The 23,582-nt window shown below is 64.3% G+C and carries 23 protein-coding genes; 5 read left to right on the top strand and 18 right to left on the bottom strand.

Features of this window, described 5'->3' with window-relative positions; translation table 11 throughout:
• Window positions 1-42 precede the first annotated feature (42 nt).
• The 10 genes from JQ631_RS08900 to eno all read right to left on the bottom strand — a co-directional run bounded on the left by JQ631_RS08900 (window position 43) and on the right by eno (window position 9,778).
• Window positions 43-495 (bottom strand): nucleoside deaminase, encoded by a 453-nt coding sequence (locus JQ631_RS08900; protein ID WP_212325547.1) that lies wholly within the window; start codon window positions 493-495, stop codon window positions 43-45.
• Between the two features lie 2 nt (window positions 496-497).
• Window positions 498-800, bottom strand: a complete 303-nt coding sequence (locus JQ631_RS08895; RefSeq protein WP_212325545.1) for a DUF5076 domain-containing protein — start codon at window positions 798-800, stop codon at window positions 498-500.
• A gap of 3 nt (window positions 801-803) precedes the next feature.
• Entirely contained in the window at window positions 804-2,186 is a 1,383-nt protein-coding gene (locus tag JQ631_RS08890) for a pyruvate dehydrogenase complex E1 component subunit beta (RefSeq protein ID WP_212325543.1), read from the bottom strand.
• 29 nt (window positions 2,187-2,215) lie between these two features.
• The gene (pdhA, locus tag JQ631_RS08885) at window positions 2,216-3,238 is read right to left on the bottom strand and encodes a pyruvate dehydrogenase (acetyl-transferring) E1 component subunit alpha (protein WP_212325541.1); all 1,023 of its coding nucleotides are present in this window, start codon (window positions 3,236-3,238) and stop codon (window positions 2,216-2,218) included.
• Window positions 3,239-3,491: 253 nt separating this feature from the next.
• On the bottom strand, window positions 3,492-4,874 hold the full coding sequence (locus JQ631_RS08880; RefSeq protein ID WP_249160215.1) for a glycerophosphodiester phosphodiesterase family protein: 1,383 nt from the start codon (window positions 4,872-4,874) through the stop codon (window positions 3,492-3,494).
• Window positions 4,875-5,039: 165 nt separating this feature from the next.
• Window positions 5,040-5,357, bottom strand: a complete 318-nt coding sequence (locus JQ631_RS08875) for an FtsB family cell division protein (protein ID WP_212325539.1) — start codon at window positions 5,355-5,357, stop codon at window positions 5,040-5,042.
• 116 nt (window positions 5,358-5,473) lie between these two features.
• Window positions 5,474-6,025: an NADPH-dependent FMN reductase gene (locus JQ631_RS08870; protein WP_212325537.1), complete on the bottom strand. Its 552-nt coding sequence runs from the start codon at window positions 6,023-6,025 to the stop codon at window positions 5,474-5,476.
• 183 nt (window positions 6,026-6,208) lie between these two features.
• Window positions 6,209-7,207 (bottom strand): MBL fold metallo-hydrolase, encoded by a 999-nt coding sequence (locus JQ631_RS08865; protein ID WP_212325536.1) that lies wholly within the window; start codon window positions 7,205-7,207, stop codon window positions 6,209-6,211.
• Window positions 7,208-7,320: 113 nt separating this feature from the next.
• Window positions 7,321-8,460 carry a zinc-binding dehydrogenase gene (locus tag JQ631_RS08860; protein WP_212325535.1) on the bottom strand — a complete coding sequence of 380 codons (1,140 nt, stop codon included), beginning with the start codon at window positions 8,458-8,460 and terminating at the stop codon, window positions 7,321-7,323.
• 34 nt (window positions 8,461-8,494) lie between these two features.
• The gene (gene eno, locus JQ631_RS08855) at window positions 8,495-9,778 is read right to left on the bottom strand and encodes a phosphopyruvate hydratase (protein WP_212325534.1); all 1,284 of its coding nucleotides are present in this window, start codon (window positions 9,776-9,778) and stop codon (window positions 8,495-8,497) included.
• 127 nt (window positions 9,779-9,905) lie between these two features.
• Between eno and queF the strand changes: the two genes are divergently transcribed.
• Window positions 9,906-10,382 (top strand): preQ(1) synthase, encoded by a 477-nt coding sequence (gene queF, locus JQ631_RS08850; protein ID WP_212325533.1) that lies wholly within the window; start codon window positions 9,906-9,908, stop codon window positions 10,380-10,382.
• A 102-nt stretch (window positions 10,383-10,484) separates the two neighbouring features.
• Here queF and JQ631_RS08845 read toward each other — a convergent pair whose 3' ends face one another.
• The 7 genes from JQ631_RS08845 to tpiA all read right to left on the bottom strand — a co-directional run bounded on the left by JQ631_RS08845 (window position 10,485) and on the right by tpiA (window position 18,386).
• Window positions 10,485-12,578, bottom strand: coding sequence for a methyl-accepting chemotaxis protein (locus tag JQ631_RS08845; protein WP_212325532.1), 2,094 nt, complete (start codon window positions 12,576-12,578; stop codon window positions 10,485-10,487).
• Between the two features lie 144 nt (window positions 12,579-12,722).
• Complete coding sequence (locus tag JQ631_RS08840; RefSeq protein ID WP_212325531.1) at window positions 12,723-13,934, bottom strand: MFS transporter; 1,212 nt, start codon at window positions 13,932-13,934, stop codon at window positions 12,723-12,725.
• Window positions 13,934-14,785: a 3-deoxy-8-phosphooctulonate synthase gene (gene kdsA, locus JQ631_RS08835; protein ID WP_212325530.1), complete on the bottom strand. Its 852-nt coding sequence runs from the start codon at window positions 14,783-14,785 to the stop codon at window positions 13,934-13,936. The genes JQ631_RS08840 and kdsA overlap by 1 nt, the downstream gene beginning before the upstream one ends.
• Window positions 14,786-14,894: 109 nt before the next feature.
• Window positions 14,895-15,221 carry an NIPSNAP family protein gene (locus JQ631_RS08830; protein ID WP_212325529.1) on the bottom strand — a complete coding sequence of 109 codons (327 nt, stop codon included), beginning with the start codon at window positions 15,219-15,221 and terminating at the stop codon, window positions 14,895-14,897.
• 78 nt (window positions 15,222-15,299) lie between these two features.
• Window positions 15,300-16,931, bottom strand: coding sequence for a CTP synthase (gene pyrG, locus JQ631_RS08825; protein ID WP_212325528.1), 1,632 nt, complete (start codon window positions 16,929-16,931; stop codon window positions 15,300-15,302).
• A 166-nt stretch (window positions 16,932-17,097) separates the two neighbouring features.
• Window positions 17,098-17,490 (bottom strand): preprotein translocase subunit SecG, encoded by a 393-nt coding sequence (gene secG, locus JQ631_RS08820; protein ID WP_212325527.1) that lies wholly within the window; start codon window positions 17,488-17,490, stop codon window positions 17,098-17,100.
• 137 nt (window positions 17,491-17,627) lie between these two features.
• Window positions 17,628-18,386 carry a triose-phosphate isomerase gene (gene tpiA, locus JQ631_RS08815; RefSeq protein ID WP_212325526.1) on the bottom strand — a complete coding sequence of 253 codons (759 nt, stop codon included), beginning with the start codon at window positions 18,384-18,386 and terminating at the stop codon, window positions 17,628-17,630.
• Window positions 18,387-18,608: 222 nt separating this feature from the next.
• Here tpiA and JQ631_RS08810 point away from each other — a divergent pair, with 222 nt between their 5' ends.
• Genes JQ631_RS08810 through moaC form a run of 4 tightly spaced genes read left to right on the top strand, consistent with a single transcriptional unit; the run spans window position 18,609 to window position 22,878 of the window.
• A complete protein-coding gene (locus tag JQ631_RS08810) occupies window positions 18,609-20,507 on the top strand; it encodes a SurA N-terminal domain-containing protein (RefSeq protein ID WP_212325525.1) in 1,899 nt (632 codons plus the stop codon).
• 14 nt (window positions 20,508-20,521) lie between these two features.
• Complete coding sequence (gene trpD / locus JQ631_RS08805; protein WP_212325522.1) at window positions 20,522-21,535, top strand: anthranilate phosphoribosyltransferase; 1,014 nt, start codon at window positions 20,522-20,524, stop codon at window positions 21,533-21,535.
• 7 nt (window positions 21,536-21,542) lie between these two features.
• Window positions 21,543-22,364 (top strand): indole-3-glycerol phosphate synthase TrpC, encoded by an 822-nt coding sequence (gene trpC / locus JQ631_RS08800; protein ID WP_212325520.1) that lies wholly within the window; start codon window positions 21,543-21,545, stop codon window positions 22,362-22,364.
• Between the two features lies 1 nt (window position 22,365).
• Window positions 22,366-22,878 (top strand): cyclic pyranopterin monophosphate synthase MoaC, encoded by a 513-nt coding sequence (gene moaC, locus JQ631_RS08795; RefSeq protein ID WP_212325518.1) that lies wholly within the window; start codon window positions 22,366-22,368, stop codon window positions 22,876-22,878.
• A 1-nt stretch (window position 22,879) separates the two neighbouring features.
• Here the strand turns inward: moaC and JQ631_RS08790 are convergent, their stop codons facing one another.
• Window positions 22,880-23,434: a CGNR zinc finger domain-containing protein gene (locus JQ631_RS08790; protein ID WP_249160213.1), complete on the bottom strand. Its 555-nt coding sequence runs from the start codon at window positions 23,432-23,434 to the stop codon at window positions 22,880-22,882.
• Between the last annotated feature and the right edge of the window lie 148 nt (window positions 23,435-23,582).

The following is a 23,582-nucleotide window of genomic DNA, read 5'->3' as shown; positions in this document are numbered from 1 at the left end:
CTCAAAATGCCGCCCCCGAAAGTGAGGACGAACAGACCAGGTTTAGTTGCCGATGTCGCCCTGCCACAGGCGTTCATTGGCAGGATTGGAACGCCAATTCTTCATCATGGCGATGGATCGGTCGTCGGCAAGATCGATCCAGGGGATGCCGAACTTGTCGAGGATGTCCTTGGATCCCTCGAAGGTGACGGACTCTCCGATCACCACCTGCGAGACCTTGAACAAGGCGAGCGCGCCGGCACACATCGAGCATGGCGACAGCGTGGTGTACATGACGGTGTCGTGGAACGAGATCGCGCCGGCGTCGCGCAGGCAGCTCATCTCGCCGTGCAGGATCGGATTGTTCTCCTGCACGCGGTTGTTGTGGCCGCGGGCGATGATCTTTTTGTCGCGCGTCAACACGGCACCGATCGGCAGGCCGCCTTGCGCGATCGAGGCCTCGGCCTCGCGGATCGCCTCCAGCATCAGATCGAAATGGTGGGCTTCGATCGCCACGGTCAGTGTCCCTTCCCGCGCGGCGTCGTCGTGCCGGTGTCGGTCGGACGCTCGATCTCGGCCTGGAACATCTCGAGGATCCGGTTCAGCGCGTCCTCTTCGGTGTATTCGCTCTCGCGCGAATAAGCGCGCGCGGCGTGGCGGGCGAGATCGACGAGCAGCAGGCCCCACATGTCGGGCTCCTCGAAGGCGCGCTGGAACGCCATCGACAGCCCGCCATCCAGCACGAACACGCGCAGGATCTCGACCGCATCGTCGCGGGCGAGAACGTCGGGTGGCAGTGGCTGCTCCTTCGGGCCCGTCATGGCCTACCTGTAGCAGACGGCTTTGGCGGCCTCGACCACATCGGCAGCCGACGGCAGCGCGAGCTTTTCCAGGTTCGCGGCATAAGGCATCGGCACGTCCTTGCCGGAGACGCGCGCGACCGGCGCATCGAGATAGTCGAAGGCGTTCTCCATGATACGCGCGGCGATCTCGGCACCGACGCCGCTCTGGGCCCAGCCCTCTTCCACCGTGACGGCGCGGCCGGTCTTCTTGACCGAGTTGATGATGGTCTCGGTGTCCATCGGCCGCAGCGTGCGCAGGTCGATCACCTCGGCCTCGATGCCTTCCTCGGCGAGCTCGTCGGCAGCCTTCAGTGCATAGGACATGCCGTTCGACCAGGAGATGATGCTGACGTGGCTGCCGGAGCGCACGATGCGCGCCTTGCCGATCGGGATCACGAAGTCATCGAGCTTCGGCACCTCGCCGGTGTGGCCGTAGAGCATCTCGTTCTCGAGGAAGATCACCGGATTGGGATCGCGGATCGCGGCCTTGAGCAGGCCCTTGTAGTCGGCGGCGGAGTACGGCGCGACGACCTTGAGGCCCGGAACGTTCGAATACCAGGCCGAGTAATCCTGGCTGTGCTGGGCGGCGACGCGCGCAGCCGCGCCGTTCGGTCCGCGGAACACGATCGAGCAGCCCATCTGGCCGCCGGACATGTAGAGCGTCTTGGCGGCCGAGTTGATGATCTGGTCGATCGCCTGCATGGCGAAGTTGAAGGTCATGAACTCGACGACCGGCTTCAACCCGGTCATGGCGGCGCCGACGCCGACGCCGGCAAAGCCGTGCTCGGTGATCGGGGTGTCGATGACGCGCCGTGCGCCGAACTCCTGCAGCAGGCCCTGTGTCACCTTGTAGGCGCCCTGATACTCTGCAACCTCCTCGCCCATCACGAACACGTCGGGGTCGCGGCGCATCTCTTCGGCCATGGCGTCGCGCAGCGCTTCGCGGATGGTCTGGGTGATCATCTCGGTGCCGGCAGGCACTTCCGGATCGGGCTCGGCGACCGCTTGCGGCGCCGGCGCAGCCTTCGCTGCAGGCGCTTCGGCCTTGGCAGCGGCGGGGACTGCGGCCTCCGCGGGCTTCGCCGCCGGTGCGGGCGCTTTCGCAAGATCGGCGGCGCTCTCGCCATCGGCGAGGATGGTCGCAATCGGCGTGTTGACGGGAACGTCGGCGGTGCCCTCGGCGATCAGGATCTTGCCGAGCGTGCCCTCATCGGTCGCCTCGACCTCCATGGTGGCCTTGTCGGTCTCGATCTCGGCGATGACATCGCCGGACTTGATCGTCTCGCCCTCTTTTTTAAGCCATTTGGCGAGGTTGCCCTTTTCCATCGTGGGCGACAACGCGGGCATCAGCACTTGAATTGGCATATCGACTCCAAAAGAAAGCTTGCGCGCGCTTAGCGGTAAACGTCGGTCCAGAGCTCGGCGGCATCCGGCTCGGGATCATGCTGGGCAAAGTCGGCGGAGGCGTTGACGATGTCACGCACCTCGGCGTCGATCGCCTTGAGGTCGGCTTCGCTGACCTTGGCCGCAAGCAGGCGGTTGCGCACCTGCTCGATCGGATCCTGGTCGTGACGGACCTTCTCGACTTCCTCGCGCGTGCGGTATTTTGCAGGGTCGGACATCGAGTGGCCGCGATAGCGGTAGGTCTGCATCTCCAGGATGAAGGGGCCCTTGCCGGCACGGCACCAGGCCGCCGCCTCATCGCCCGCCGCCTTGACGGCGCGAACGTCCATGCCGTCCACCTGCTTGCCCGGAATGTTGAAAGACGCGCCGCGCTTGGAGAAATCCTGCTGCGCCGAAGCGCGCGAGACCGCGGTGCCCATGGCGTAGCGGTTGTTCTCGATGACGTAGATCACCGGCAACTTCCAGAGCTCCGCCATGTTGAAGCTCTCATAGACCTGGCCCTGGTTGGCCGCACCATCGCCGAAATAAGCGACGCTGACATTGCCATTGCTGCGATAATTGTTGGCGAAGGCAAGACCCGTCCCGAGCGACACTTGCGCGCCGACGATGCCGTGGCCGCCGTAGAAGTGCTTCTCCTTGCTGAACATGTGCATGGAGCCGCCCTTGCCCTTGGAATAGCCGCCGCGGCGTCCCGTGAGCTCGGCCATCACGCCATTGGCTTCCATGCCGGTCGCGAGCATGTGACCGTGGTCGCGATAGCCGGTGATGACCTGATCGCCTTGCTTCAGGGCCATCTGCATACCAACTACCACGGCCTCCTGGCCGATATAGAGATGGCAGAAGCCGCCGATCGCACCCATGCCGTACAACTGGCCGGCCTTTTCCTCAAACCGCCGGATCAGGAGCATGTCGCGGAGCGCCTTCAGCTCCTGCTCCCTGGTGAACTCCGGGGGCGAACCGCCGTTGGTCTTGTCCTGCTCAGCGCCAGCGGCGGCTTTCTTGGGTGCGGCCATGAGGAATTCCGGGTCAGAGAAATCTAAGTCCTCTCTAACCTAACTCAATCGCGTGTGAAAGCACCGCTGCGGCATGGCTCGACTTTCATTATGCCGCACTGCAACGTGGCCGAAATTTTGCAAAATCTTTGACGCCGCTCAGGCAACATTAGCTCGGCGCCAAAGACAGCTCTGCACACAGACGAGGCAACGAGATCGGACACGCATATCTCGGGCTAAGTCCCCGATGCGTGTCCGATTCGGAGCGCTGGATTTACCAACCGAGTTCGCGCAAATACGTCGCGCGGGCGGCAACACCGGTATGCGTGAAATCGGTGAAGACCCCGTCGACGCCGAGACGGAAGAATTTGAGATATTCCTGGGCCGGATCGGCGTGATAGTCGGCGGCGAGATATTTCTTCTCGTTGCGGAATGTGAAGACGTGCACGAACAGGCCGAGCTTGTGCGCATCGGCGATCAGGTTGGTCGCCTCCTGCGTCGAAGCCTCCGGGGTCGATCCCTTGTAGGGCGTGCCGTCGGCATTGGCATCCTTCCACGGCGCAATCTTGAGCGAAACGATATACGCCTTCCACGGACCGATGCCGTCGGCATAGGTCTTGATCTCGGCAAGGCCCTCCGGTGTCAGCATCGCATCGTAGAGATGCGCGTCGCCGGCGACCGTCCAGTCGAACGGACGTGAATTGGTGATGTTGTTGAGCAGCACCTTGCCGGTTTTGAGATCGATGCCGTTGCCGTCGATGAGCTGGACCTGCCGCGTCTGAAGGCCGTGGCTGCGCATATATTTCAGGCTGCCGGGCTCGAAGCTCTGCACCAGGATGGGCGCGTCCCTGGTGTTGAGGCCGTTATCGCTGATGATCTTGATCAGGGCATCCTCGAGCGGATGGCTGCCCGGCGCGCCGCAGCCGTTCGCAATGGCCTGGGCATTGTTCCAGGTCGGATTCTTTGTCTCCGGATAGACCAGGATCGTCCGCCCCGTTTCCTTGCTCTTCGCCTTGGCGATATCGAGGATGTCCTGAAAGCTGATCACAGGGAATTTGCCGTTGAACACTTTCGGCCGCTCGTTGGCTGCGTCATAGGTGGTGCCGCCGATCCACTCCTTCAGCTCGGCCATGGTGAAGTCGGTGATCGACCAGTCGTTGGTGTGATCCTCACCGTCGACGATCAATGACTTCAGCACCGATTTGGGATCGGCGGGATCGGTGAGATCGACGAGATAGTCGGCAGGCGTGCCGGCAGCAGCCGGCGCCTTGACGCGCACACCTGATACCGTGCGCTTGCGGGCTGCGACCGCCGGATTGGTCTTCGCGACTTCGGCCACGTTGGTGTTGTCGGCCAGCCACGGATTGTGGCGCGCGACCAGGACACAATCTTTGGTGAGGTGCAGGTCTTCTTCGAGCGCGTCGGTCCCGAGCGCCGCGGCGAGATCGTAAGAGGCTTCGGTCTCCTCAGGCACCAGACCCGGCACGCCGCGGTGTCCGAGGATCAGCGGCGCCTTGCCGTCGAGGGTCAGAAAGGGCTTTGCGCCCGACGGCGCGGTCTGCGCGACAGCCGGTGACGGCGCCAGCAGGGCCAACGCTGCCGCGCCGAGCAGCATTGCACCGACATGTATCTTCCGCTGCAAGAGATCGTTCGTCATGGCCGCGCCTCCGTCTGTGCCTGGCATCGCGTCGAGCGCGATCGGGCTGACGTCTTGTCTCAATTCTCTGACAGACGGATGACGGCGGGTGACCAGACCCGGCAATGCACAAGGACAATGCGCCGATCTTTTGGTCGCGCCATCGTCACGCCGGTGTCGCGGCGATCAGTTCTGCGGGATCATCCGAACCAGATCGTGCGGATTGACATAGTCGAGCTGGAACCGGGCGCGCTCGTCCAGCATGTCGGGATCGATCTTCTGGGTGCGAAGCAGCGACACGCGCTGCTCGCTCTTGGCACGCTCACGCTTGAGCTGGGCGAGCTCGCTGGTCAGCGCGATGATCTCCTGGTCGAGCTCCTGGCGGGCGTTGAGGCCGTATTTGCCGGTGTAGGCGTTGACGCCGAAATAGCCGACGATGGCGGCCGCCATCGCATAGAGGGCGAGACCGGTCAGGATCGATTTGAGGCGGGCGCGGGAGACCATTTTGGCAAGATGAGCCAGCTTGGTTAAGGGAGTGCTAATCTCCCTCTCCAGCGACCTCGTCATGCCCGGGCTTGTCCCGGGCGTGACGAGGAGTTGGGCAGTCTTGGCTGAGACTATCAGCCGTGATGCTTGGCCACGTGCGCGGCGAAGGCATCGACATAGGCCTGGAGCACGCCCTTCAGCGAGTCCTTGCTCAGGTTGCCTTCCGCATCAAAAGCATCGCCAACCGCATTCAGGTAGGTCTCCGGCTGCTGCATGATCGGGCCGGCGATGCCCGGCAGGATGTTCTGGAGCGTCTTGGCGGCGCTCACGCCACCGAGCGGGCCCGGCGAGTTCGAGATGATGCCGACCGGCTTGCCGTTGAAGGAGCTCTTGCCATAGGGGCGCGAGGCGACATCGATGGCGTTCTTCAATACGCCCGGGATGGCGCGGTTGTATTCCGGCGTGACGAAGATGATGCCGTCGGACTTCTGGAGTTTTTCGCGGAAGGCCAGCCAGTCGGCAGGCGGCGCGCCCTCGAGGTCCTGATTGAAGAACGAGATGCCCGCAAGGGTCACGACCTCGAGCTTGAGAGAGGCCGGCGCGAGCTTTGCGAGCGCCTTGGCGATCTTCAGCGAGAAGCTGTCCTTGCGCAGACTGCCGGCGATCACAACGATATTGTAGGCCATGTGGTGTCCTTGAAACCTTGAGGGGAAGTGCCGGGCGGCACTTAAGCGATCCCGACTGATGGATGCAAGTGCATGGACCGGTCCGATTTGGAAACGCTGCGTTTCCCGAAAGCAGATGGTCGCCCAAAACAATCAGGCCGCCAAGCGGCGGCCTGATGTTTCGTGCAAATCTGCAAAACCAGATCAGATCGTCGGATTCCAGGCCGACGGGATCAGGCGGTATTTCGCGCCGTCCTTCTCGACGTGGCCAACCGACGGGAAGGTGAAGTGGAAGCCGACCACGGTCGCCTTCTCCGCCGCCGCCATGTCCAGGAACTTGTGCCGCGTCTCCTGCGCCAATGCGGGATCGGCGTCATAGGCCACGTGCCAGTCCGGATTGCGCAGGAAGAACTCCGGAATGTTGGTGACGTCAGACTGGATCAGGACCTTCTTGTCGCCCGATGCGACCGTGAACGAGGTGTGACCGGGCGTGTGGCCCGGCGTCCCGATCGAGGTGATACCCGGCGCGACCTCCTTGCCCCATTCATATTTGGTCACCTTGGACTCGAGGCCGGCGAAGGTCTTCTTCACGTTGGCGAAGTAGTTCTTCATCATCGCGTTGGACTCGGCCTTGGACGCGTTCTCATCGCTGGTCCAGAACGCCCAGTCCTTCGCCGGCACCATGATCTCCGCGTTCGGAAAAGCCATTGAACCGTCAGCCAAACGGATGCCGTTGGTGTGGTCGGGATGCAGATGCGAGAGCAGCACGACATCGATGGCCTTCGGATCGACACCGGCGGCCTGGAGATTTTGCAATGTGCGACCGACCGCGCCCTTGGTCGCTTCGAAGTTTGCGATGCCATTGCCGGTATCGATCAGAATCAGCTTGGAACCGGTATTGATGAGCTGCGGATTGAACGGCACCGTGACCATGCCCTTGGGCATATAAGCCGCGTCTGAGGCTGCCTGCGCCTCTTCCTTTGGAATGTTGGTGACGAACGTGTCAGGCATCGGGAAGCTGCGCGCACCGTCGTTGATCGAGGTGCACTCGTAGCTGCCGACCTTGTAGCGGTAGAAGCCCGGTGCCTGCGTGCCTGTTTGCGGCACCGAGGCATTGACGGAGGATGGCCGGAGGCCGGTCACGGCGGCCGCGCCTATGGCGGCAGTTCCTGCGAGCAGATGACGTCGATTGAGATCGATCATGGAGAGGTCCCCTTCTGAGCGCGCGTTGCGGTTTTTCCGCTTTCAACGCCGCGGAATAATCTCCCGCTTCGCTCAGAAGGCAAGACCTCTTTTGGTTGACCGGCCGTCGCGGATCACGACAATTTATTTGGATTGATGAGGAATTTTTCGCCGGTGGCGCGTTTGGCGTACACCGCGATGTTGGCGGGATCGAGCGCCTCCTGCAACGACACCACCTTGGTGTAGTGGCTGGCGAAGGTCGTCTTCAATTCGCTCACGACGCGCTGACGCAGCCGGCCGATATCGGCCGGCCCGATGTTCTGCAGGAACGGAGTGAGCAACCAGCCGCCGACGCCCCAGGCCATGCCGAAGCCGCGCGGCAGTTCGATGGGGCGGATATCGAGCGCGCCATAGATATAGACATGCTTGTAGACGCTCGAACCGTACCGGCTGTATTCCTTGGCTGTCTTGTTGATCGCGATTTCCATGCAGTTGAGGATGTCGCCGGCAAGCTTGCCGCCGCCGATGGCATCGAAGGCGATGGTGGCGCCGGTCTCGACCAGAGCATTGGTGAGATCGTCGAGGAAGCTCGGCTTGCTGGAATCGACGACGTGCTTGGCCCCGATCTTCTTCAGGATGTCAGCCTGCTCCTGGCTGCGCACGATGTTGACGAGCGGAATGCCGTCCTTGATGCAGATCTTGTTCAGCATCTGGCCGAGATTGGAAGCGGCCGCGGTGTGCACCAGCGCCTTGTGATTTTCCCGCCGCATCGTCTCGGTCATGCCGAGCGCAGTCAGCGGATTGACGAACCAGGATGCGCCTTCGGCCGGCGTCGTGCCCTCGGGAAGCGGCTGACAGTCCCTCGCCTTCAGGGTCCGATACTGACCGTACATGGCACCGCCGATCATCGAGACCGTCTTGCCCGTCAGCGCCTTCGCGGCGTCCGACGAGCCCGTCTTGATGACGACGCCGGCGCCCTCATTGCCGACAGGCAGGGACTGGTCGAGCCGCGCGCCCATGGCGCGCATCGCGCCGTCAGGCACCTTCGCGGTGATGATTGGCGCCGCTTTGGTGCCCGTCGCCCTGGCCGTGCTCATGTCGGCGGCGCCGACGAGCAGGCCGAGGTCGGACGGATTGATCGGCGCCGCCTCGATGCGGACGACGACCTCGTCGTCCGCGGGCTCGGGGGTCGGCACATCGACGAGCGAGATCTCGAGCTCTCCGCTCGTCTTGATCAGCGAACGCAGTTGCAGTCCGGTCTTGCCGTCGCTCATGTCGATCCTCCCCTGTGTTTGCCAGAGCGCTGGCTTATGCCAGCGCCTTCAGTGCCGCCTTGCCGCCATAGAGTGCCTGCTTGCCGAGCTGCTGCTCGATGCGAAGGAGCTGGTTGTATTTGGCGGTGCGATCCGAACGCGCAAGGGAGCCGGTCTTGATCTGACCGCAGTTCGTGGCGACCGCGAGGTCGGCGATGGTGGAATCCTCGGTCTCGCCCGAGCGGTGCGACATGACCGAGGTGTAGCCGGCCTTGTGCGCCATCTCGACGGCGGCGAGAGTCTCGGTCAGCGTGCCGATCTGATTGACCTTGATCAGGATCGAGTTGGCGCGGCCGGCCTTGATGCCCTCGGCGAGGCGCTTGACGTTGGTGACGAAGAGATCGTCGCCGACGAGCTGGCACTTGTTGCCGATGAGGTCGGTGATCTCCTTCCAGCCGTCCATGTCGTCTTCCGACATGCCGTCCTCGATGGTCACGATCGGATAGCGGCCGACGAGATCGGCGAGATATTTGGCCTGTTCGGAGATCGAGCGGGTCTTGCCCTCGCCTTCATAGACATACTTGCCGTCCTTGAAGAACTCGGTCGAGGCGCAGTCGAGGCCGAGCACGATGTCGCTACCGGCCTTGAAGCCGGCCTTGCCGATCGCATTCATGACGAATTCGAGCGCGGCATCCGCCGACGGCAGGTTCGGGGCGAAGCCGCCCTCATCGCCGACATTGGTGTTGTGGCCGGCCTTCTTCAGCTCGGACTTCAGCGTGTGGAAGACCTCCGCACCATAGCGCAGGCCTTCGGCGAAGGAGGACGCGCCAACGGGCAGGATCATGAATTCCTGGAAGTCGATCGGGTTGTCGGCGTGCACGCCGCCATTGATGATGTTCATCATCGGCACCGGCAGCAGCCGCGCCGAGGTGCCGCCGACGTAGCGGTAGAGCGGCATGTCGAGCGAATTCGCCGCTGCCTTGGCGCAGGCCAGCGAGACGCCGAGGATGGCGTTGGCACCGAGCCGGCTCTTGTTGGGCGTGCCGTCGAGCTCGATCATGATCTGGTCGATCTGGGGCTGTTGCTCGGCGTCGAGGCCGCTCAGCGCCTCGAAGATCTCGCCGTTGACGGCGCCGACCGCCTTGGTGACGCCCTTGCCGAGATAGCGGGCCTTGTCGCCATCGCGCAGCTCGACCGCCTCATGGGCGCCGGTCGAGGCGCCCGACGGCACGGCGGCGCGGCCAAGCGCGCCATCTTCCAGCACGACGTCGACCTCGACGGTGGGGTTGCCACGGCTATCGAGAATTTCGCGTCCGATGATGTCGATGATGGCGGTCATGAGAGCCTCTTTTCGGGAAACAAAGGGGGCAGTTCGCGGGTGCTTCTACCGCAATGCATCGAAGCGGAAAAGGCCGGGTGACGGCCGCCCCGCGATTGGCTAAGAGGGCCGCATCGGAGGCGGCCTCATGTCGAAAAAGCCCAGCAAATCGAACACCTCACCAGCATTGCAGCTCGGCCGTGCCGTAGAATGGCCCGATACGCCCGAGAAGGCGAAGCTCGACCGCGTGCCCAATCCGCAGGCCGGAACCGATTATCTGGTTCGTTTCACCGTGCCGGAATTCACCTCGCTCTGCCCCGTGACGGGACAGCCCGATTTCGCCCATCTGATGATCGACTACGCGCCGGGCCAATGGCTGCTGGAGTCGAAATCGCTGAAACTCTACATCGCGAGCTTCCGCAACCACGGCGCCTTCCATGAGGACTGCACCGTGATGATCGGCAAGCGCATCGCGAGCGAGATCAAGCCGAAATGGCTCCGCATCGGCGGCTATTGGTATCCGCGCGGCGGCATCCCGATCGACGTGTTCTGGCAGACCGGACGCGTGCCGAAGGGCCTGTGGGTGCCCGAGCAAGGCGTCGCGCCCTATCGCGGCCGGGGCTAGAGCTCACGACAGCACACGCGACGAACCGGATCGATTGACGAAAACGCCCGCCGCAACATCACGCTGCGGCGGGCCTTCTTGATTTGCCGTTCCTCGCGGCCCTTACGCCACTTCACGCACCCTGCTGATGAAGCTGTCCACTTCACCGGTGAGCGAGGTCGACTGGTTCGACAGATCGGCGGCGGCCTTCAGCACGCCGGAGGCCGCGCGGCCGGTTTCGTTCGCGGCCGACGAGACAGTTGCGATGTTGCGCGTCACCGTCGAGGTCGCTTCCGCCGTGTGCTGCACGGTGTTGGCGATCTCGGCAGTGGCCTTGTTCTGCTCTTCGATCGCGGCGGCGATGACGCGGTTGATGCTCGAGACTTCCTCGATGGTCTTGACGATGCCGTCGATGGCGGAGACCGCCTTCTGCGTCGCGCCCTGGATCTCGGTGATCTGCGCGCTGATCTCCTCGGTCGCCTTCGCCGTCTGCGACGCCAGGTTCTTCACTTCGCTCGCAACGACCGCAAAGCCGCGCCCGGATTCACCCGCGCGCGCAGCCTCGATGGTTGCGTTCAGCGCCAGCAGATTGGTCTGGCCCGCAATCGAGGTGATCAGGCCGATGACCTCGCCGATGCGGTCTGCGCCGTCGGCGAGTGCCCGCATCGTGCTGTCGGTCTCCTTGACGGTGACGACCGCGTGCTCGGTGGCGCGGCTCGCCTGCTCGACCTGGCGGTTGATCTCGCGGATCGAGGCATTGAGCTCCTCGGCCGCAGCCGCGACCGTCTGCACGCCGCCGCCGACCTGGTCGGCCAGCGTCGAGGCCGAGCCGGCCTGGGCCTGGGCTTCCGCCGCCGTGCTCGACATCGAGCGCGCCGTCGTCTCCAGCTCGCCCGAGGCACCCGACAATGTCTGCACCATCTGGCCGATCCGGCTTTCGAACTGGCGCACGAGACCCGAGAGCTCGGTTGCGCGCTTCTCCTTGTCGGCGCGCTCGGCCGCCTGATCGCCCGAGAGACGCTCGGCCTTGATCATGGCGTCCTTGAACACCTGGAGGGCCGACGCCATGCGGCCGATCTCATCGTTGCGGTCGAGGCCCGGGACGTCGCTGGCGAAATCATGATCGGCAAAGCGCGTCATCACGCCGGTGATGGCGGTCAGAGGCCGGGTCACGCGGTTGCGCATCAACAGCAGGCCGCCGATCATCAGGGCCAGCGACGCCGGCATCAACAAGCCGAACAGGATCAGGCTGAAGCGGGCGCGCGAGGCGCCCTCCTCGGCCCGCGCGATCATGTTGGCAAGCGCGGCCTGCGTGACGATGACGACATTGTTGGCGCCGACAAGCTGGCGGTCGCGGTAATCCAGGCCGACGACGCCGGCAGGTTCACCGGCGAGCAGCTTGGTCGCGATGGCATTGCGCTCGTCGCTGAGGGCACCGGAGATTTCCGGCTCGGCGGTCCGGATCGCCTGCAGCAGCTCCGGCGAAGCCACGTTCGGGCCGAGGTCGCGCACCACCAGCCAGGCCTGCTGGATGCGGCCGCGCAGATCGGCGAAGGTGACGCCGTCGGCCGCGGTCCAGGTCTTGTTGGCGAGGATCGAGGAGAACTGGACGAGAATGGTCTGGCCGGCATTGGCGCGGGCCTGCCACGCGGCCTGTTTGGCGATCAGGAGGCGATCGACCACGGGATCGATCAGCGTCATCGCGTTGTCGACATGGGCGGTGACGTCGCCGATAGCATCCATGAAGGCGTCGCTGACCTTGGCCCAGCTTGGGGTCAGGCTGGCTTCACGTGCCGCCTTCTCCTGCTTCAGCGCAATGGTCGAACGCGGCCGCAGCTCTTCGAGTTGCGCCCAGATGCCGCGGAGCTTGTCGAGCTTCTCCGCGAGACCGGGCGCTTCGACGGAGGCGAGGCTCCGCAAGGCCTGCGCGTAATTCCTCTGCACGGTGGAGCGCTGCTCGGCGAGGCTGCTCATGACGCTGTCGGGCGCGGCAGCGGCCGACGCCAGGTAGCTCAGCGTGTCACCGCGCTCCAGGCGGAAGATCACCAACGTGTTGGTCAGGTCGCGGCTCGCAATCGTCAGCGAGACGATGCGGTTACTGTCCACATAGCGCGTCACCGCCAGCTTGAGGGCGTAAGCGCAGATGACGACAAGGATGAGACCGAGAGACCCAACCACCGCCCCGAGAATGCGGGCGACCGAACGTTGTTTTTGCATCGATTGATCCGAAGATGTTGCCGCCGGCTAGCGGTTCGGGCGGCACTCTAGGGAGCGAACGGTGAGGTTTGGTTTAAGATTGAAGGGATTGCGCTACCGTTCCTTTCCGGAAAAATACGGAAAGAAGGTAATTCGATACTCGTCTCAGGCCCGTGCGTCGGACGGGGCCCGCGGCTTGAGCATCCGGGCGCAGAAGAGGCCCAGCATCACCATGATTGCGGCGCTTACAAACAGTGTGGGCAGCTTGCCGCCATGCTGGATCCCGAGACCATAGGCGATGGGACCAACCGTCTGCCCCATGAAGAAGAAAAACGAATGCAGCGACATCGCCGTCGCGCGCGCCCCGATCGAGAGCTCGCTGGCGAACACCTGCAGGCAGCCGTGGATCATGTAGAAGCCCCAGCCCATCGCCAGCATGCTGAGGAATTGCAGCTTCCATTGCGGACCGAACGCGAGCACGCCGAGCTGCAACCCGACGAGTCCCGCGCCTGCGATCATCATGCCCTTGACGCCGAGCCAGGGCAGGAAGCGCGAGACGGTGAACGTGTAGAACAGTCCGCCGACCGCAAAACCGGCGATCACGATGCCCGCGATCGACGGCGACTTCTCGCCGAGATCGAACAGCAACGCGGCGATGAAGGGAAACAGGCCGAATACGCAGCAGCCCTCGACGAAGACCGCTGAGTAGCAATAGCGCGTGTTGGGGTTGGCGAAGATGGTGCGATAGCCCTGCCGCAAGGCCTTCAGATCGGTCTTTGGCGCCGCTGTCAGCGCGGCACCACGAAAGCCCGCTGCCACCGCGACGGCCGCGACCAGGCCGAGCGCGCCGAGGATCATCAGCACGCCGCGCCAGCCGATGAATTCGCCGATGATGCCGGAAGCGGTAGCCCCTAAAAGATTGCCGGTCATCGAGCCCGCGAGCGTGCGCCCGATTGCGACCTGCCGCTTGGCGGGGACGACGAGGTCGGCGGTCAGACCGAGAGCGACCGGAAACACGCCGCCGGAGGCGACGCCCGCCAGGATGCGGCTCGCGAACAGGCCCGAGAAGGTGGTCGCGACGGCGCCGAGAATGGAGGCGACACCGAGCAGCGCCAGACACAGCGTCATCAACCGCGCCTTGCCGAACATGTCGGCCGCCGCCCCGATCACGGGCTGGACCAGCGCATAAATCAAGGCATAGCCGGCCGCGATGCTGGCGGCTGTCGTGACGCTGATCGAAAAGTCCTCTGCGACATGCGGCAGGACGGGATCGAGCGCGCGCGTGGACAACGCCGCCGAGAAGCTCGCCAGTGCAATAATGTTGATCGCGGGCGGAAACTTCTGGTCGGCGGGTGCCCCGGTCGCAGGCTGGGACATCAGCGCGGTGTGCTTTTCGTCACCGCGTCGAACGCCATCAGCGTGCGGATCAATCCTTCGAATTCGCGCAGCGGCACCATATTCGGGCCATCCGAGGGCGCCTTATCCGGATCGGGATGAGTCTCGACGAAAACGCCGGCGACACCGACTGCCACGGCCGCGCGCGCCAGCACCGGCACGAATTCGCGCTCGCCGCCGGAGGACGCGCCCTTCCCGCCCGGCTGCTGCACCGAATGGGTGGCATCGAAGATCACGGGCGCGCCGGTCGTGCGCGCCATGATCGGCAGCGCGCGCATGTCCGACACCAGCGTATTGTAGCCGAAGGACGCGCCGCGCTCGGTGACGAGCACGTTGGGATTGTTGGCGCTGGTGATCTTGCTCACGACATTCGTCATGTCCCAAGGCGCTAGGAATTGCCCCTTCTTGACGTTGACGACCTTGCCGGTTGCGGCGGCGGCCAGCAGCAGATCGGTCTGCCGGCACAGGAAGGCCGGGATCTGCAAGACGTCGACCGCCTGCGCCACCTCGGCGCATTGCGCGGCATCGTGCACGTCGGTCAACACAGGCAGGCCCAGCGATGAGCGGATCTCGGCGAAGATCGGCAGCGACTGCGCGAGCCCGAGGCCGCGCGCCGCCGAGGCGCTGGTGCGGTTGGCCTTGTCGAAGGAGGTCTTGTAGACGAGGCCGATCTTCAGCCGCGCGGCGATCTCCTTCAGCGCCGAGGCGACCTCCAGCGCATGCTGGCGGCTTTCGAGCTGGCAGGGTCCTGCAATGATCGAGATCGGCAGATCATTGCCGAACTTGACCGTACCGACGCTGACAACCGGCGCCGCGGAATGACTGGTGCTCAAGGCTCAAAATCCCTGTTTCGGCGCGACCATAGCGGCCGAACGGGTGGGATCAACCCCATTCGGCCCTGGCCTTTGAATATCAGGGTTGCGCCGAAGCCCTGAAGTGCCGCTACTTGACCGACGAGAAGGCGGTCGGCGTCAGCAACTGGCTGACGATGTTGCCGACGATCTGGCCGTCCGCCTCGCTCTCGGCGCGAGCCTTCATCCAGTCGGGATCGGCCATGAAGGCGGGCCATTTTTTCTCGCGGTCGGCGAGCGAGTCCCAAGCCAGGAAATAGGTCAGCTCCTGGTGGGATTCGCCGATCAGCGTCGTGAAGAACCCGGCCTGCTTGATGCCGTGCTTCTCCCACAGCTTCAGCGTCACCGTCTCGAACCGCTTCAGCAGCGCCGGCAGACGGCCGGGCACGCAACGATAGACGCGCATTTCGTAGATCATTGAAGCTCACTCCCTGCATTGTTGTTCTTGCAGGGGCTTGTCGCAACAAAACGCGCGAACGTCAAAGGCCGAGAAAAGCTACACCAATCGGCTCTGCTTCGCCGCGGCCGCAATGAACGAGGCGAACAGCGGGTGCGGCTCGAACGGCCGCGACTTCAGCTCGGGGTGGAACTGGACGCCGATGAACCAGGGGTGATCCTCGTACTCGACGATTTCGGGCAGCACGCCGTCGGGCGAGAGGCCGGAAAACTTCAGTCCGTGCTGCTCGAGGCGGTCCTTGTAGGCGGTGTTGACCTCGTAGCGATGGCGGTGGCGCTCCGAAATCTCGGTCGCGCCGCCATACACCTGCGAGACGCGGCTGCCGCGGTTCAGCGCGGCAGGGTATGCACCCAGGCGCATCGTGCCGCCGAGATCACCGGCCTTCGAGCGCTTCTCGAGCTCGTTGCCGCGCAGCCATTCCGTCATCAGGCCGACGAGCGGCTCCTTGGTCGGACCGAACTCGGTGGAGTTGGCCTCCTCGATGCCGACGAGATTTCGCGCGGCCTCGATCACCGCCATCTGCATGCCGAAGCAGATGCCGAAATACGGCACGTCACGCTCGCGCGCGAATTGCGCCGCCTTGATCTTCCCTTCCGCGCCGCGCTGGCCGAAGCCGCCGGGCACCAGGATGCCGTTGACGTGCTCGAGGAACGGCGCCGGATCTTCCTTCTCGAAGATCTCGCTCTCGATCCAGTCGAGATTGACCTTCACCTTGTTGGCGATGCCGCCATGCGAGAGCGCCTCGATCAGCGACTTATACGCATCCTTCATGCCGGTATATTTGCCGACGATGGCGATGGTGACATCGCCTTCGGGATTGCGGATGCGTTCGTTGATCTGATGCCAGCTCTTGAGCTCCGGCGGGATGCGCGAGCCGATGCCGAAGGCGGCGAGCACTTCGTCGTCGAGACCGGCCACGTGATAGGCCTCGGGGACGGCGTAGATGCTGTCGGCGTCGCGTGCCTCGATCACGGCGCTTTCGCGCACGTTGCAGAACAGGCCGAGCTTGCGCCGCTCTTCCTTTGGAATCTCGCGGTCGGTGCGGCAGAGCAGGATGTCCGGCTGGATGCCGATCGAGCGCAGCTCCTTCACCGAGTGCTGCGTCGGCTTCGTCTTCAGTTCGCCGGCGCTCGGGATGTAGGGCAGCAGCGTGAGGTGAATGTAGATGGCGTGATCGCGCGGCAGCTCATTCTTGAGCTGGCGGATCGCTTCGAAGAACGGCAGGCCCTCGATGTCGCCGACGGTGCCGCCGATCTCGACCAGCACGAAGTCGTAATCATCGTTGCCGGAGAGGACGAATTCCTTGATCGCGTTGGTGACATGCGGCACGACCTGGATGGTCGCGCCGAGATAATCGCCGCGGCGTTCCTTCGAGATGATGTCCTGGTAGATGCGCCCGGTCGTGATGTTGTCCTGCTTCGTCGCGGGACGTCCGGTGAATCGCTCATAGTGACCGAGATCGAGATCGGTCTCCGCGCCATCATCGGTCACGAACACTTCGCCATGCTGATACGGCGACATCGTTCCGGGATCGAGGTTGAGATAGGGATCGAGCTTGCGGAGGCGGACCTTGTAGCCCCGGGCTTGCAACAGGGCACCGAGTGCCGCTGAAGCCAGACCCTTGCCGAGCGAAGAAACCACGCCGCCGGTGATGAATATGTACCGCGCCATGGGACCTAACCTCTAATCCCTCGAATCCGATTCGCCAAAGCGATTCGTCTTCCGCCCCAAAGAATCTGCGGGCCTGTGGGTGAGCCAAAACAAAGAGTGGTGACAGTGCCTTGATGGGGATTGTTGATGCAGGACGCTAGCCGTCGTCCTGCATGGCCCCCCTGCTTTATTGCGAGCGAGGCACCTGCGGACCGCTCGGCGCTGCCGGGGCCTGCTGCTGCTCGTCCGCCTTCTTCAGCGTGTCCAGGATTCCGCCCGAGGTCGGCGCGGTGATCGGGTTTGCGCCACCGGCCGGCTGGGTTTGCGACGCAGGGGTGCCGATGATCGAGGACGGAGCGCGGTTGTAACCGGCGTACCAGGACAGGAACAGGCTGGTCAGGAAGAAGCCGGCCGCAAGGATCGCCGTGGTCCGCGACAACAGGTTCGCGGTGCCGCGGCTGGACATAAAGCCCGCACCGCCGCCCATGCCGAGGCCGCCGCCTTCCGACTTCTGGAGCAGCACGGCACCGATCATGACGGCAACGATCATGAGGTGGATGACGACGACAACAGTCTGCATGGTATCCTTCCGTCACAAGCCGACAGCGCCGGTACCGGCAGCCGATCGCGCTTCGCGGGTTTTCCTGAAGTTGCGCGGTGTTACACGATCGGAAGGGGCATTGCCACCCCCGATCGGTCCCGATCGCGTCCCGACCTTTAGCTAGGACAGCCTTGGGCAATCGCAAGGAAATCGGCCGCCTTCAGGCTGGCGCCGCCGACCAGTGCGCCGTTGACGTTCTTGACGGCCATCAGCTCGGCCGCATTCGAGGGCTTGACCGAGCCGCCGTAGAGGATCCGCATCTTGGCCCCGTCCCCCTTGAACCTGATGGTCAGGAGTTCCCGGATAAAGCCATGAATCTGCTCGACATCCTGGGCCGTGGGGGTCAGGCCGGTGCCAATCGCCCAGACCGGTTCATAGGCGACGACCAGATTGGCGGCGGTCGAACCGTCCGGGAGGGAGCCATTGAGCTGGCCGCGCAGGATGTCCAGGGTCTGGCCGGCATCGCGCTGGGCCTGCGTCTCGCCGACGCAGACGATCGCAACCGCCCCTGCCCGCCATGCGGCTTCCGCCTTCTGCCGGATCAGGGAATCGCCCTCGCCGTGGTCGGCGCGGCGTTCGGAATGGCCGACGATAATGGCGGTCGCACCCGCATCTACCAGCATTTCGGCGGAGAGATCGCCGGTATGGGCACCGGAGGCCTTCGGATGGCAATCCTGGGCCCCGACCGCGACCTTCTTAGCCTGCGCCTTCTCGGCGAAAGCCGCGATCAGGGTCGCCGGCGGGCAGACCAGCAGATCGGCCTTGCCTGTCACCTCCGCCGCACCATTGACCATGGCGTCGAATTCGGCGGCCGCGGCCTTCAGCCCGTTCATTTTCCAGTTGCCGGCGATCAGCGGGCGGATGGCATCGGTCATGTCATTGTCCAGCAAATTGAGGTTTGTGCATGCGCTAGCAGAGCTATCGCGGCAGTTCCAGAGACCCGAGGCCCTTAACCGCAGTCTCGAAGCATGGCCCGAGGCGAGGTTGCGGGGGGAAAGCCGCCACTTTATGATGGCTTATCAATTTGGTGACGCGCTTTTGCGGAATCTGCATTAAGACGCGCTCCAGTTCCCCTCCTGCCAAACAAGTTGGACCAAATGCTTCGAGGAATGCGCAAGGCCTCATCAAACTGGGTCGGCAAGACCATCATGGCCGTCGTGATGGGCGTGTTGATCATCAGCTTCGGCATTTGGGGCATCGCCGATATCTTCCGGGGCTTCGGCCAGTCCACCGTGGCCAAGGTCGGCAACATCGAGATTTCGCAGAACGAGTTCCGCCAGATCTATACCGACCGGCTCCAGCAGCTCGGCCGCCAGTTCGGCCGCCCGTTGACGCAGGACCAGGCGCGGGCTTTCGGCCTTGACCGCCAGGTGCTGCAGCAGACGATTGCAGAAGCCACGCTCGACGAGAACGCACGCCAGCTCGGGCTTGGTCAGTCCGACGAGCAGATCCGCCAACTCATCATGAACGACCCCAACTTCAAGGGTGTCGACGGCAAGTTCGATGCGAACCGCTTCCAGCAGCTGATCCGCAATTTCGGCTACACCGAGCAGCGTTACGTGGCCGAGCAGCGCAAGGTGGCGCTGCGCCGGCAAATCACCGGCACGATCGGCGCCGGCCTCGAGCCGCCGAAGGCGATGCTCGACGTCGCGACGCGCTTCCAGAACGAGCAGCGCGCGATCGAGTTCGTCAGGCTCGACGCGGCGCAGGCGGGCACCATCGACGCGCCCTCGCCCGAAGCGCTTGCCGCCTATTTCGAGGATCACAAGGTCCAGTTCCGTGCGCCCGAATATCGCAAGATCGTCTTCGCCGTGATCTCGCCGGAGGAGATCGCCAAGTGGAGCGACGTCTCCGACGAGGACGCGAAGAAGCTGTTCGATCAGCGCAAGGACCAGCTCGGTACGCCTGAGAAGCGCCAGATCCATCAGATCGTATTCCCGAACGTCGCCGACGCGCAGGCCGCGCGCGAGCGCCTGGTCGGCGGGCTCTCCTTCGAGGACCTCGGCAAGGAGCGCGGGCTGAGCGCCACCGACGTCGATCTCGGGCTCGTGGCAAAATCCTCGCTCGAGCCCGCGGTCGGCAATGCCGCCTTCGCGCTTCCGGTTGGCGAAATCAGCCAGCCGATCCAGGGCCCGATTGGCGTCTCGATCGTCAAGGTCGACAAGATCGAGCCGGCCGTCGAGGCCGATTACGCCAAGTTCGCCGGCGACGCGAAGCGCCAGATCGCGACCGAGCGCGCGCACACCAAGGTCGGCGAGCTCCGCGACAAGATGGAAGATGAACGCGGTGCCGGCACCAGCGTCGCCGACGCCGCACAGAAGCTCGGGCTCACCGCCGTGACCATCGATGCCGTCGACCGCTCCGGCCGCGCGCCGAACGGGCAGACGGTCGCCAACATTCCGCAGGGCCTCGACGTGGTCTCGCAGGCCTTCAACAGCGACGTCGGCGTCGACAACGACCCGATCTCGTTCAAGGGCGGCTATGTCTGGTACGACGTGCTCGCCATCACGCCGTCGCGCGACCGCAGTCTCGACGAGGTCCGCGATCAGGTCGAGGCGCGCTGGCGCCAGGACCAGATCGCCACCAAGCTGAAGGCGAAGGCGACCGAGATGGTGCAGAAGCTCGAACAGGGCGGCAAGCTCGCCGACGAGGCCGCAGCGATCAACGGCAAGGTCGAGACCGCCAGCGGCTTCAAGCGCGACGACACGCCCGCCGGCGTGCCCGCGAACATCGTGGCCGCCGCCTTCCGCACCGCCAAGGATGGCGTCGGACAGGCGCCCGTGACCGGCGGTACCGAAGTCATCGTCTACCGCGTCACCGATATCGTCGACCCTCCGGTCGATGCCGCCTCCGACGCCTTCAAGAAGCTGAAGGAGAACGCCGACCGGTCGCTGACCGACGAGCAGGTCGCCTCCTACGTCAACAAGCTTGAAGCCGATATCGGGACCAGCATAAATCAGGCCGCCTTCGCGCAAGTGACCGGCGCGAACCAGTGAGTTGAAAGCACGCGATGGACGACCTGAAATCGATCATTGGAAAAGTGGCGACCGGCGCCAGCCTGTCGCGTGAGGAAGCCGCATCCGCCTTCGACGCCGTGATGTCCGGCGAGGCCACGCCATCGCAGATGGGCGGCCTCCTGATGGCGCTGCGCGTGCGCGGCGAGACCGTGGACGAGATCACCGGCGCGGTTACGGCAATGCGCTCGAAGATGCTTACGGTCGATGCGCCCGCCGAGGCCGTCGACATCGTCGGCACCGGCGGCGACGGCTCCGGCTCGGTCAACGTCTCGACCTGCGCCGCGTTCATCGTCTCGGGCACCGGCCTTCCCGTGGCCAAGCATGGCAACCGCGCGCTGTCGTCGCGCTCGGGCGCCGCCGATGTACTGGCCTCGCTCGGCGTGAAGATCGACCTCAAGCCCGAGCAGGTCGGGCGTTGTGTGCGCGAATGCGGCATCGGCTTCATGTTCGCGCCGGCTCATCATCCCGCAATGAAGAACGTCGGCCCGACCCGGGTCGAGCTCGCCACCCGCACGATCTTCAACCTGCTTGGCCCGCTGTCCAACCCGGCCGGCGTGAAGCGGCAGATGGTCGGCGTATTCTCCAGGCAGTGGGTCCAGCCGCTGGCGCAGGTGTTGAAGAATCTCGGCTCCGAATCCGCCTGGGTGGTGCACGGCTCCGATGGCCTCGACGAGATCACCCTCACCGGCCCGACCTTCGTCTCTGCGCTCCACAATGGCGAGATCCGCAATTTCGAGGTCACGCCCGAGGATACCGGCCTGTCGCGTTGCGAGCCCGGTGCGCTCAAGGGCGGTGATGCCGATGCCAACGCGATCGCGCTGCAAAGCGTGCTCGACGGCAAGCCGAGCCCCTATCGCGACGTGGCATTGATGAACGCCGCCGCGGCGCTGATCGTCGCCGGCCGTGCCAAGGACCTCAAGGAGGGTGTCGCGATCGGCGCGAAATCGCTCGACAGCGGCGCGGCCAATGCACGGCTGAAGCATCTGATCGCGGTCTCGAACAGCTGAGCCTGTCATGTCCGACATCCTGACCAGGATCGAGACCTACAAGCGCGAGGAGATCGCGGCGGCCAAGCGCGCGCAGCCGCTCGCGGCGGTGGAAGCACAGGCCAAGGCACAGGGCGCGCCGCGCGGCTTCGTGCGCGCGATCAGGGCCAAGCACGCCAATGGCGACTACGCGCTGATCGCCGAGGTGAAGAAGGCCTCGCCGTCCAAGGGGCTGATCCGTGCGGATTTCGATCCACCTGTGCTTGCCAAAGCGTATGAGGCGGGCGGCGCGGCTTGTCTGTCGGTCCTGACCGACACGCCCTCGTTCCAGGGCCATCTCGACTTCATGGTGGCGGCGCGCGCGGCGACCTCGCTGCCGGTGCTGCGCAAGGATTTCCTGTTCGACACCTATCAGGTCGTCGAAGCGCGCGCGCATGGCGCCGACTGCATTCTCATCATCATGGCCGCGCTCGATGACGCCACCGCCAGGGACCTCGAAGACGCCGCGATCGCCCACGGCATGGACGTGCTGATCGAGATCCATGATCGCGCCGAGCTCGACCGCGCGCTGAAGCTGCGCTCGCCGATGATCGGCGTCAACAACCGCAATCTTCGCACCTTCGAGACGACGCTTGCGACCAGCGAGACGCTGGCGCCGCTGATCCCTGCGGAACGGCTGATGGTCGGCGAGAGCGGCATCTTCACGCCGGCCGATCTCGCGCGGCTCGAGCACGTCGGCATGTCGACCTTCCTGGTCGGCGAGAGCCTGATGCGTCAGGCCGACGTTGCTGCAGCCACGCGCACGCTGCTCGCACGCGAAACCAAGGCCCGCGCCACGGGTACCCGCTGACATGGCGCGCAAGCCTGCGAAGACCGGGCCTGGAAAGGCGAGCCCTGCCCTCACCCATATCGCCGCCTCCGGCGAGGCGCGGATGGTCGACGTTTCGGACAAGGCCGCAACCGAGCGGCTCGCGGTCGCCGAAGGCCGCGTCGTCATGGAGAAGGCGACGCTCGACCTGATCGTCTCGGGCAATGCCAAGAAGGGCGACGTGCTCGGCACTGCGCGCATCGCCGGAATCATGGCGGCCAAGCGCACCTCCGAGCTGATCCCGCTCTGTCATCCGCTCGCGCTATCAAAGGTCACGGTCGACATCGAGCCCGACGCGAAGCTGCCGGGCTGCGTGGTCCGGGCCAGCGTCAAGGTCACCGGCCCGACCGGCGTCGAGATGGAAGCATTGACGGCTGTCTCAGTCGCCTGCCTCACCATCTACGACATGATCAAGGCGGTCGAGCGCGGCGTACGCATCGAGGGCATCCATCTCATCGAAAAGCTGGGCGGCAAATCGGGCCACTACCGCGCCTGAGCTATTTCGCTTCGCGCTGCCGCTCGCGATAGGCGCGCGTTTTCATCCGGTTGCCGCACAGCGTCGACATGCACCAGCGCCGCGTGGACGGTTTCGACCGGTCGAAGAACACCCGGCGGCATTCCTCCGAAGCGCACATCTTCAACCGGTCCATCGATCCTAAAAGTGTTGCGTCGTGAAGTTCGACAGCGACCGCCGACAGCCCAGCGAGTGCATCTTCGCGCGCTGCCGACAGTATCGCACCCCGCCCCGCGCGTAGCTCCACCCGCAACGGAAACGGCGCCAGTGCGCCATCAAGCACGTCGAGAACGTCCTTGTTCCGGCGCCGTTCGGCCGGCTCGCACTGCAGATACGCGCGCAACGCTCCGCGCAGCGCCAGCGCGGTCTCGAACATCGCAAACGTGATCCGCCCGCCCTCGGCACCAAGGCCGCGATCCCGCATCCAATCCGCCAATTGCTTCGGCCCTGTAAGTTCGTCGCTCTGCGGATGCGCCGAACCGAAATGGGTGAAATGGCGGACATCCAGCGTGTTGGCGAAATCGTAGACGTTCGCCAACGCATCGGGAACCTTGAACTTGCGCGACTCTTTCGACATCGGAACTCCCGGCAATCTAAACACCAGTAAAGCACATTTACCGGTTGACGCAATCGACACCTGTATTGCACTTATACAGGTGTCGCTTGCTTTTGCGATCGAGCGTCAT

Source organism: Bradyrhizobium manausense, from assembly GCF_018131105.1.
Classification (GTDB): Bacteria; Pseudomonadota; Alphaproteobacteria; order Rhizobiales; family Xanthobacteraceae; genus Bradyrhizobium; species Bradyrhizobium manausense_B.
Note: the sequence above shows the minus strand (reverse complement) of the source record. Positions and strands in the feature narration are given on the sequence as shown.

Coding starts and splice junctions, on each gene's coding strand:
- trpD (WP_212325522.1), top strand. CDS start 20,522: ATGGACGACCTGAAATCGATCATTGGAAAAGTGGCGACCGGCGCCAGC.
- JQ631_RS08890 (WP_212325543.1), bottom strand. CDS start 2,186: ATGCCAATTCAAGTGCTGATGCCCGCGTTGTCGCCCACGATGGAAAAG.
- JQ631_RS08810 (WP_212325525.1), top strand. CDS start 18,609: ATGCTTCGAGGAATGCGCAAGGCCTCATCAAACTGGGTCGGCAAGACC.
- JQ631_RS08880 (WP_249160215.1), bottom strand. CDS start 4,874: ATGACGAACGATCTCTTGCAGCGGAAGATACATGTCGGTGCAATGCTG.
- eno (WP_212325534.1), bottom strand. CDS start 9,778: ATGACCGCCATCATCGACATCATCGGACGCGAAATTCTCGATAGCCGT.
- pdhA (WP_212325541.1), bottom strand. CDS start 3,238: ATGGCCGCACCCAAGAAAGCCGCCGCTGGCGCTGAGCAGGACAAGACC.
- tpiA (WP_212325526.1), bottom strand. CDS start 18,386: ATGACCGATGCCATCCGCCCGCTGATCGCCGGCAACTGGAAAATGAAC.
- moaC (WP_212325518.1), top strand. CDS start 22,366: ATGGCGCGCAAGCCTGCGAAGACCGGGCCTGGAAAGGCGAGCCCTGCC.
- JQ631_RS08895 (WP_212325545.1), bottom strand. CDS start 800: ATGACGGGCCCGAAGGAGCAGCCACTGCCACCCGACGTTCTCGCCCGC.
- JQ631_RS08830 (WP_212325529.1), bottom strand. CDS start 15,221: ATGATCTACGAAATGCGCGTCTATCGTTGCGTGCCCGGCCGTCTGCCG.
- trpC (WP_212325520.1), top strand. CDS start 21,543: ATGTCCGACATCCTGACCAGGATCGAGACCTACAAGCGCGAGGAGATC.
- queF (WP_212325533.1), top strand. CDS start 9,906: ATGTCGAAAAAGCCCAGCAAATCGAACACCTCACCAGCATTGCAGCTC.
- secG (WP_212325527.1), bottom strand. CDS start 17,490: ATGCAGACTGTTGTCGTCGTCATCCACCTCATGATCGTTGCCGTCATG.
- JQ631_RS08865 (WP_212325536.1), bottom strand. CDS start 7,207: ATGATCGATCTCAATCGACGTCATCTGCTCGCAGGAACTGCCGCCATA.
- pyrG (WP_212325528.1), bottom strand. CDS start 16,931: ATGGCGCGGTACATATTCATCACCGGCGGCGTGGTTTCTTCGCTCGGC.
- JQ631_RS08870 (WP_212325537.1), bottom strand. CDS start 6,025: ATGGCCTACAATATCGTTGTGATCGCCGGCAGTCTGCGCAAGGACAGC.
- JQ631_RS08840 (WP_212325531.1), bottom strand. CDS start 13,934: ATGTCCCAGCCTGCGACCGGGGCACCCGCCGACCAGAAGTTTCCGCCC.
- JQ631_RS08875 (WP_212325539.1), bottom strand. CDS start 5,357: ATGGTCTCCCGCGCCCGCCTCAAATCGATCCTGACCGGTCTCGCCCTC.
- JQ631_RS08845 (WP_212325532.1), bottom strand. CDS start 12,578: ATGCAAAAACAACGTTCGGTCGCCCGCATTCTCGGGGCGGTGGTTGGG.
- JQ631_RS08860 (WP_212325535.1), bottom strand. CDS start 8,460: ATGAGCGACGGCAAGACCGGACTGCAACTGCGTTCGCTGATCAAGACG.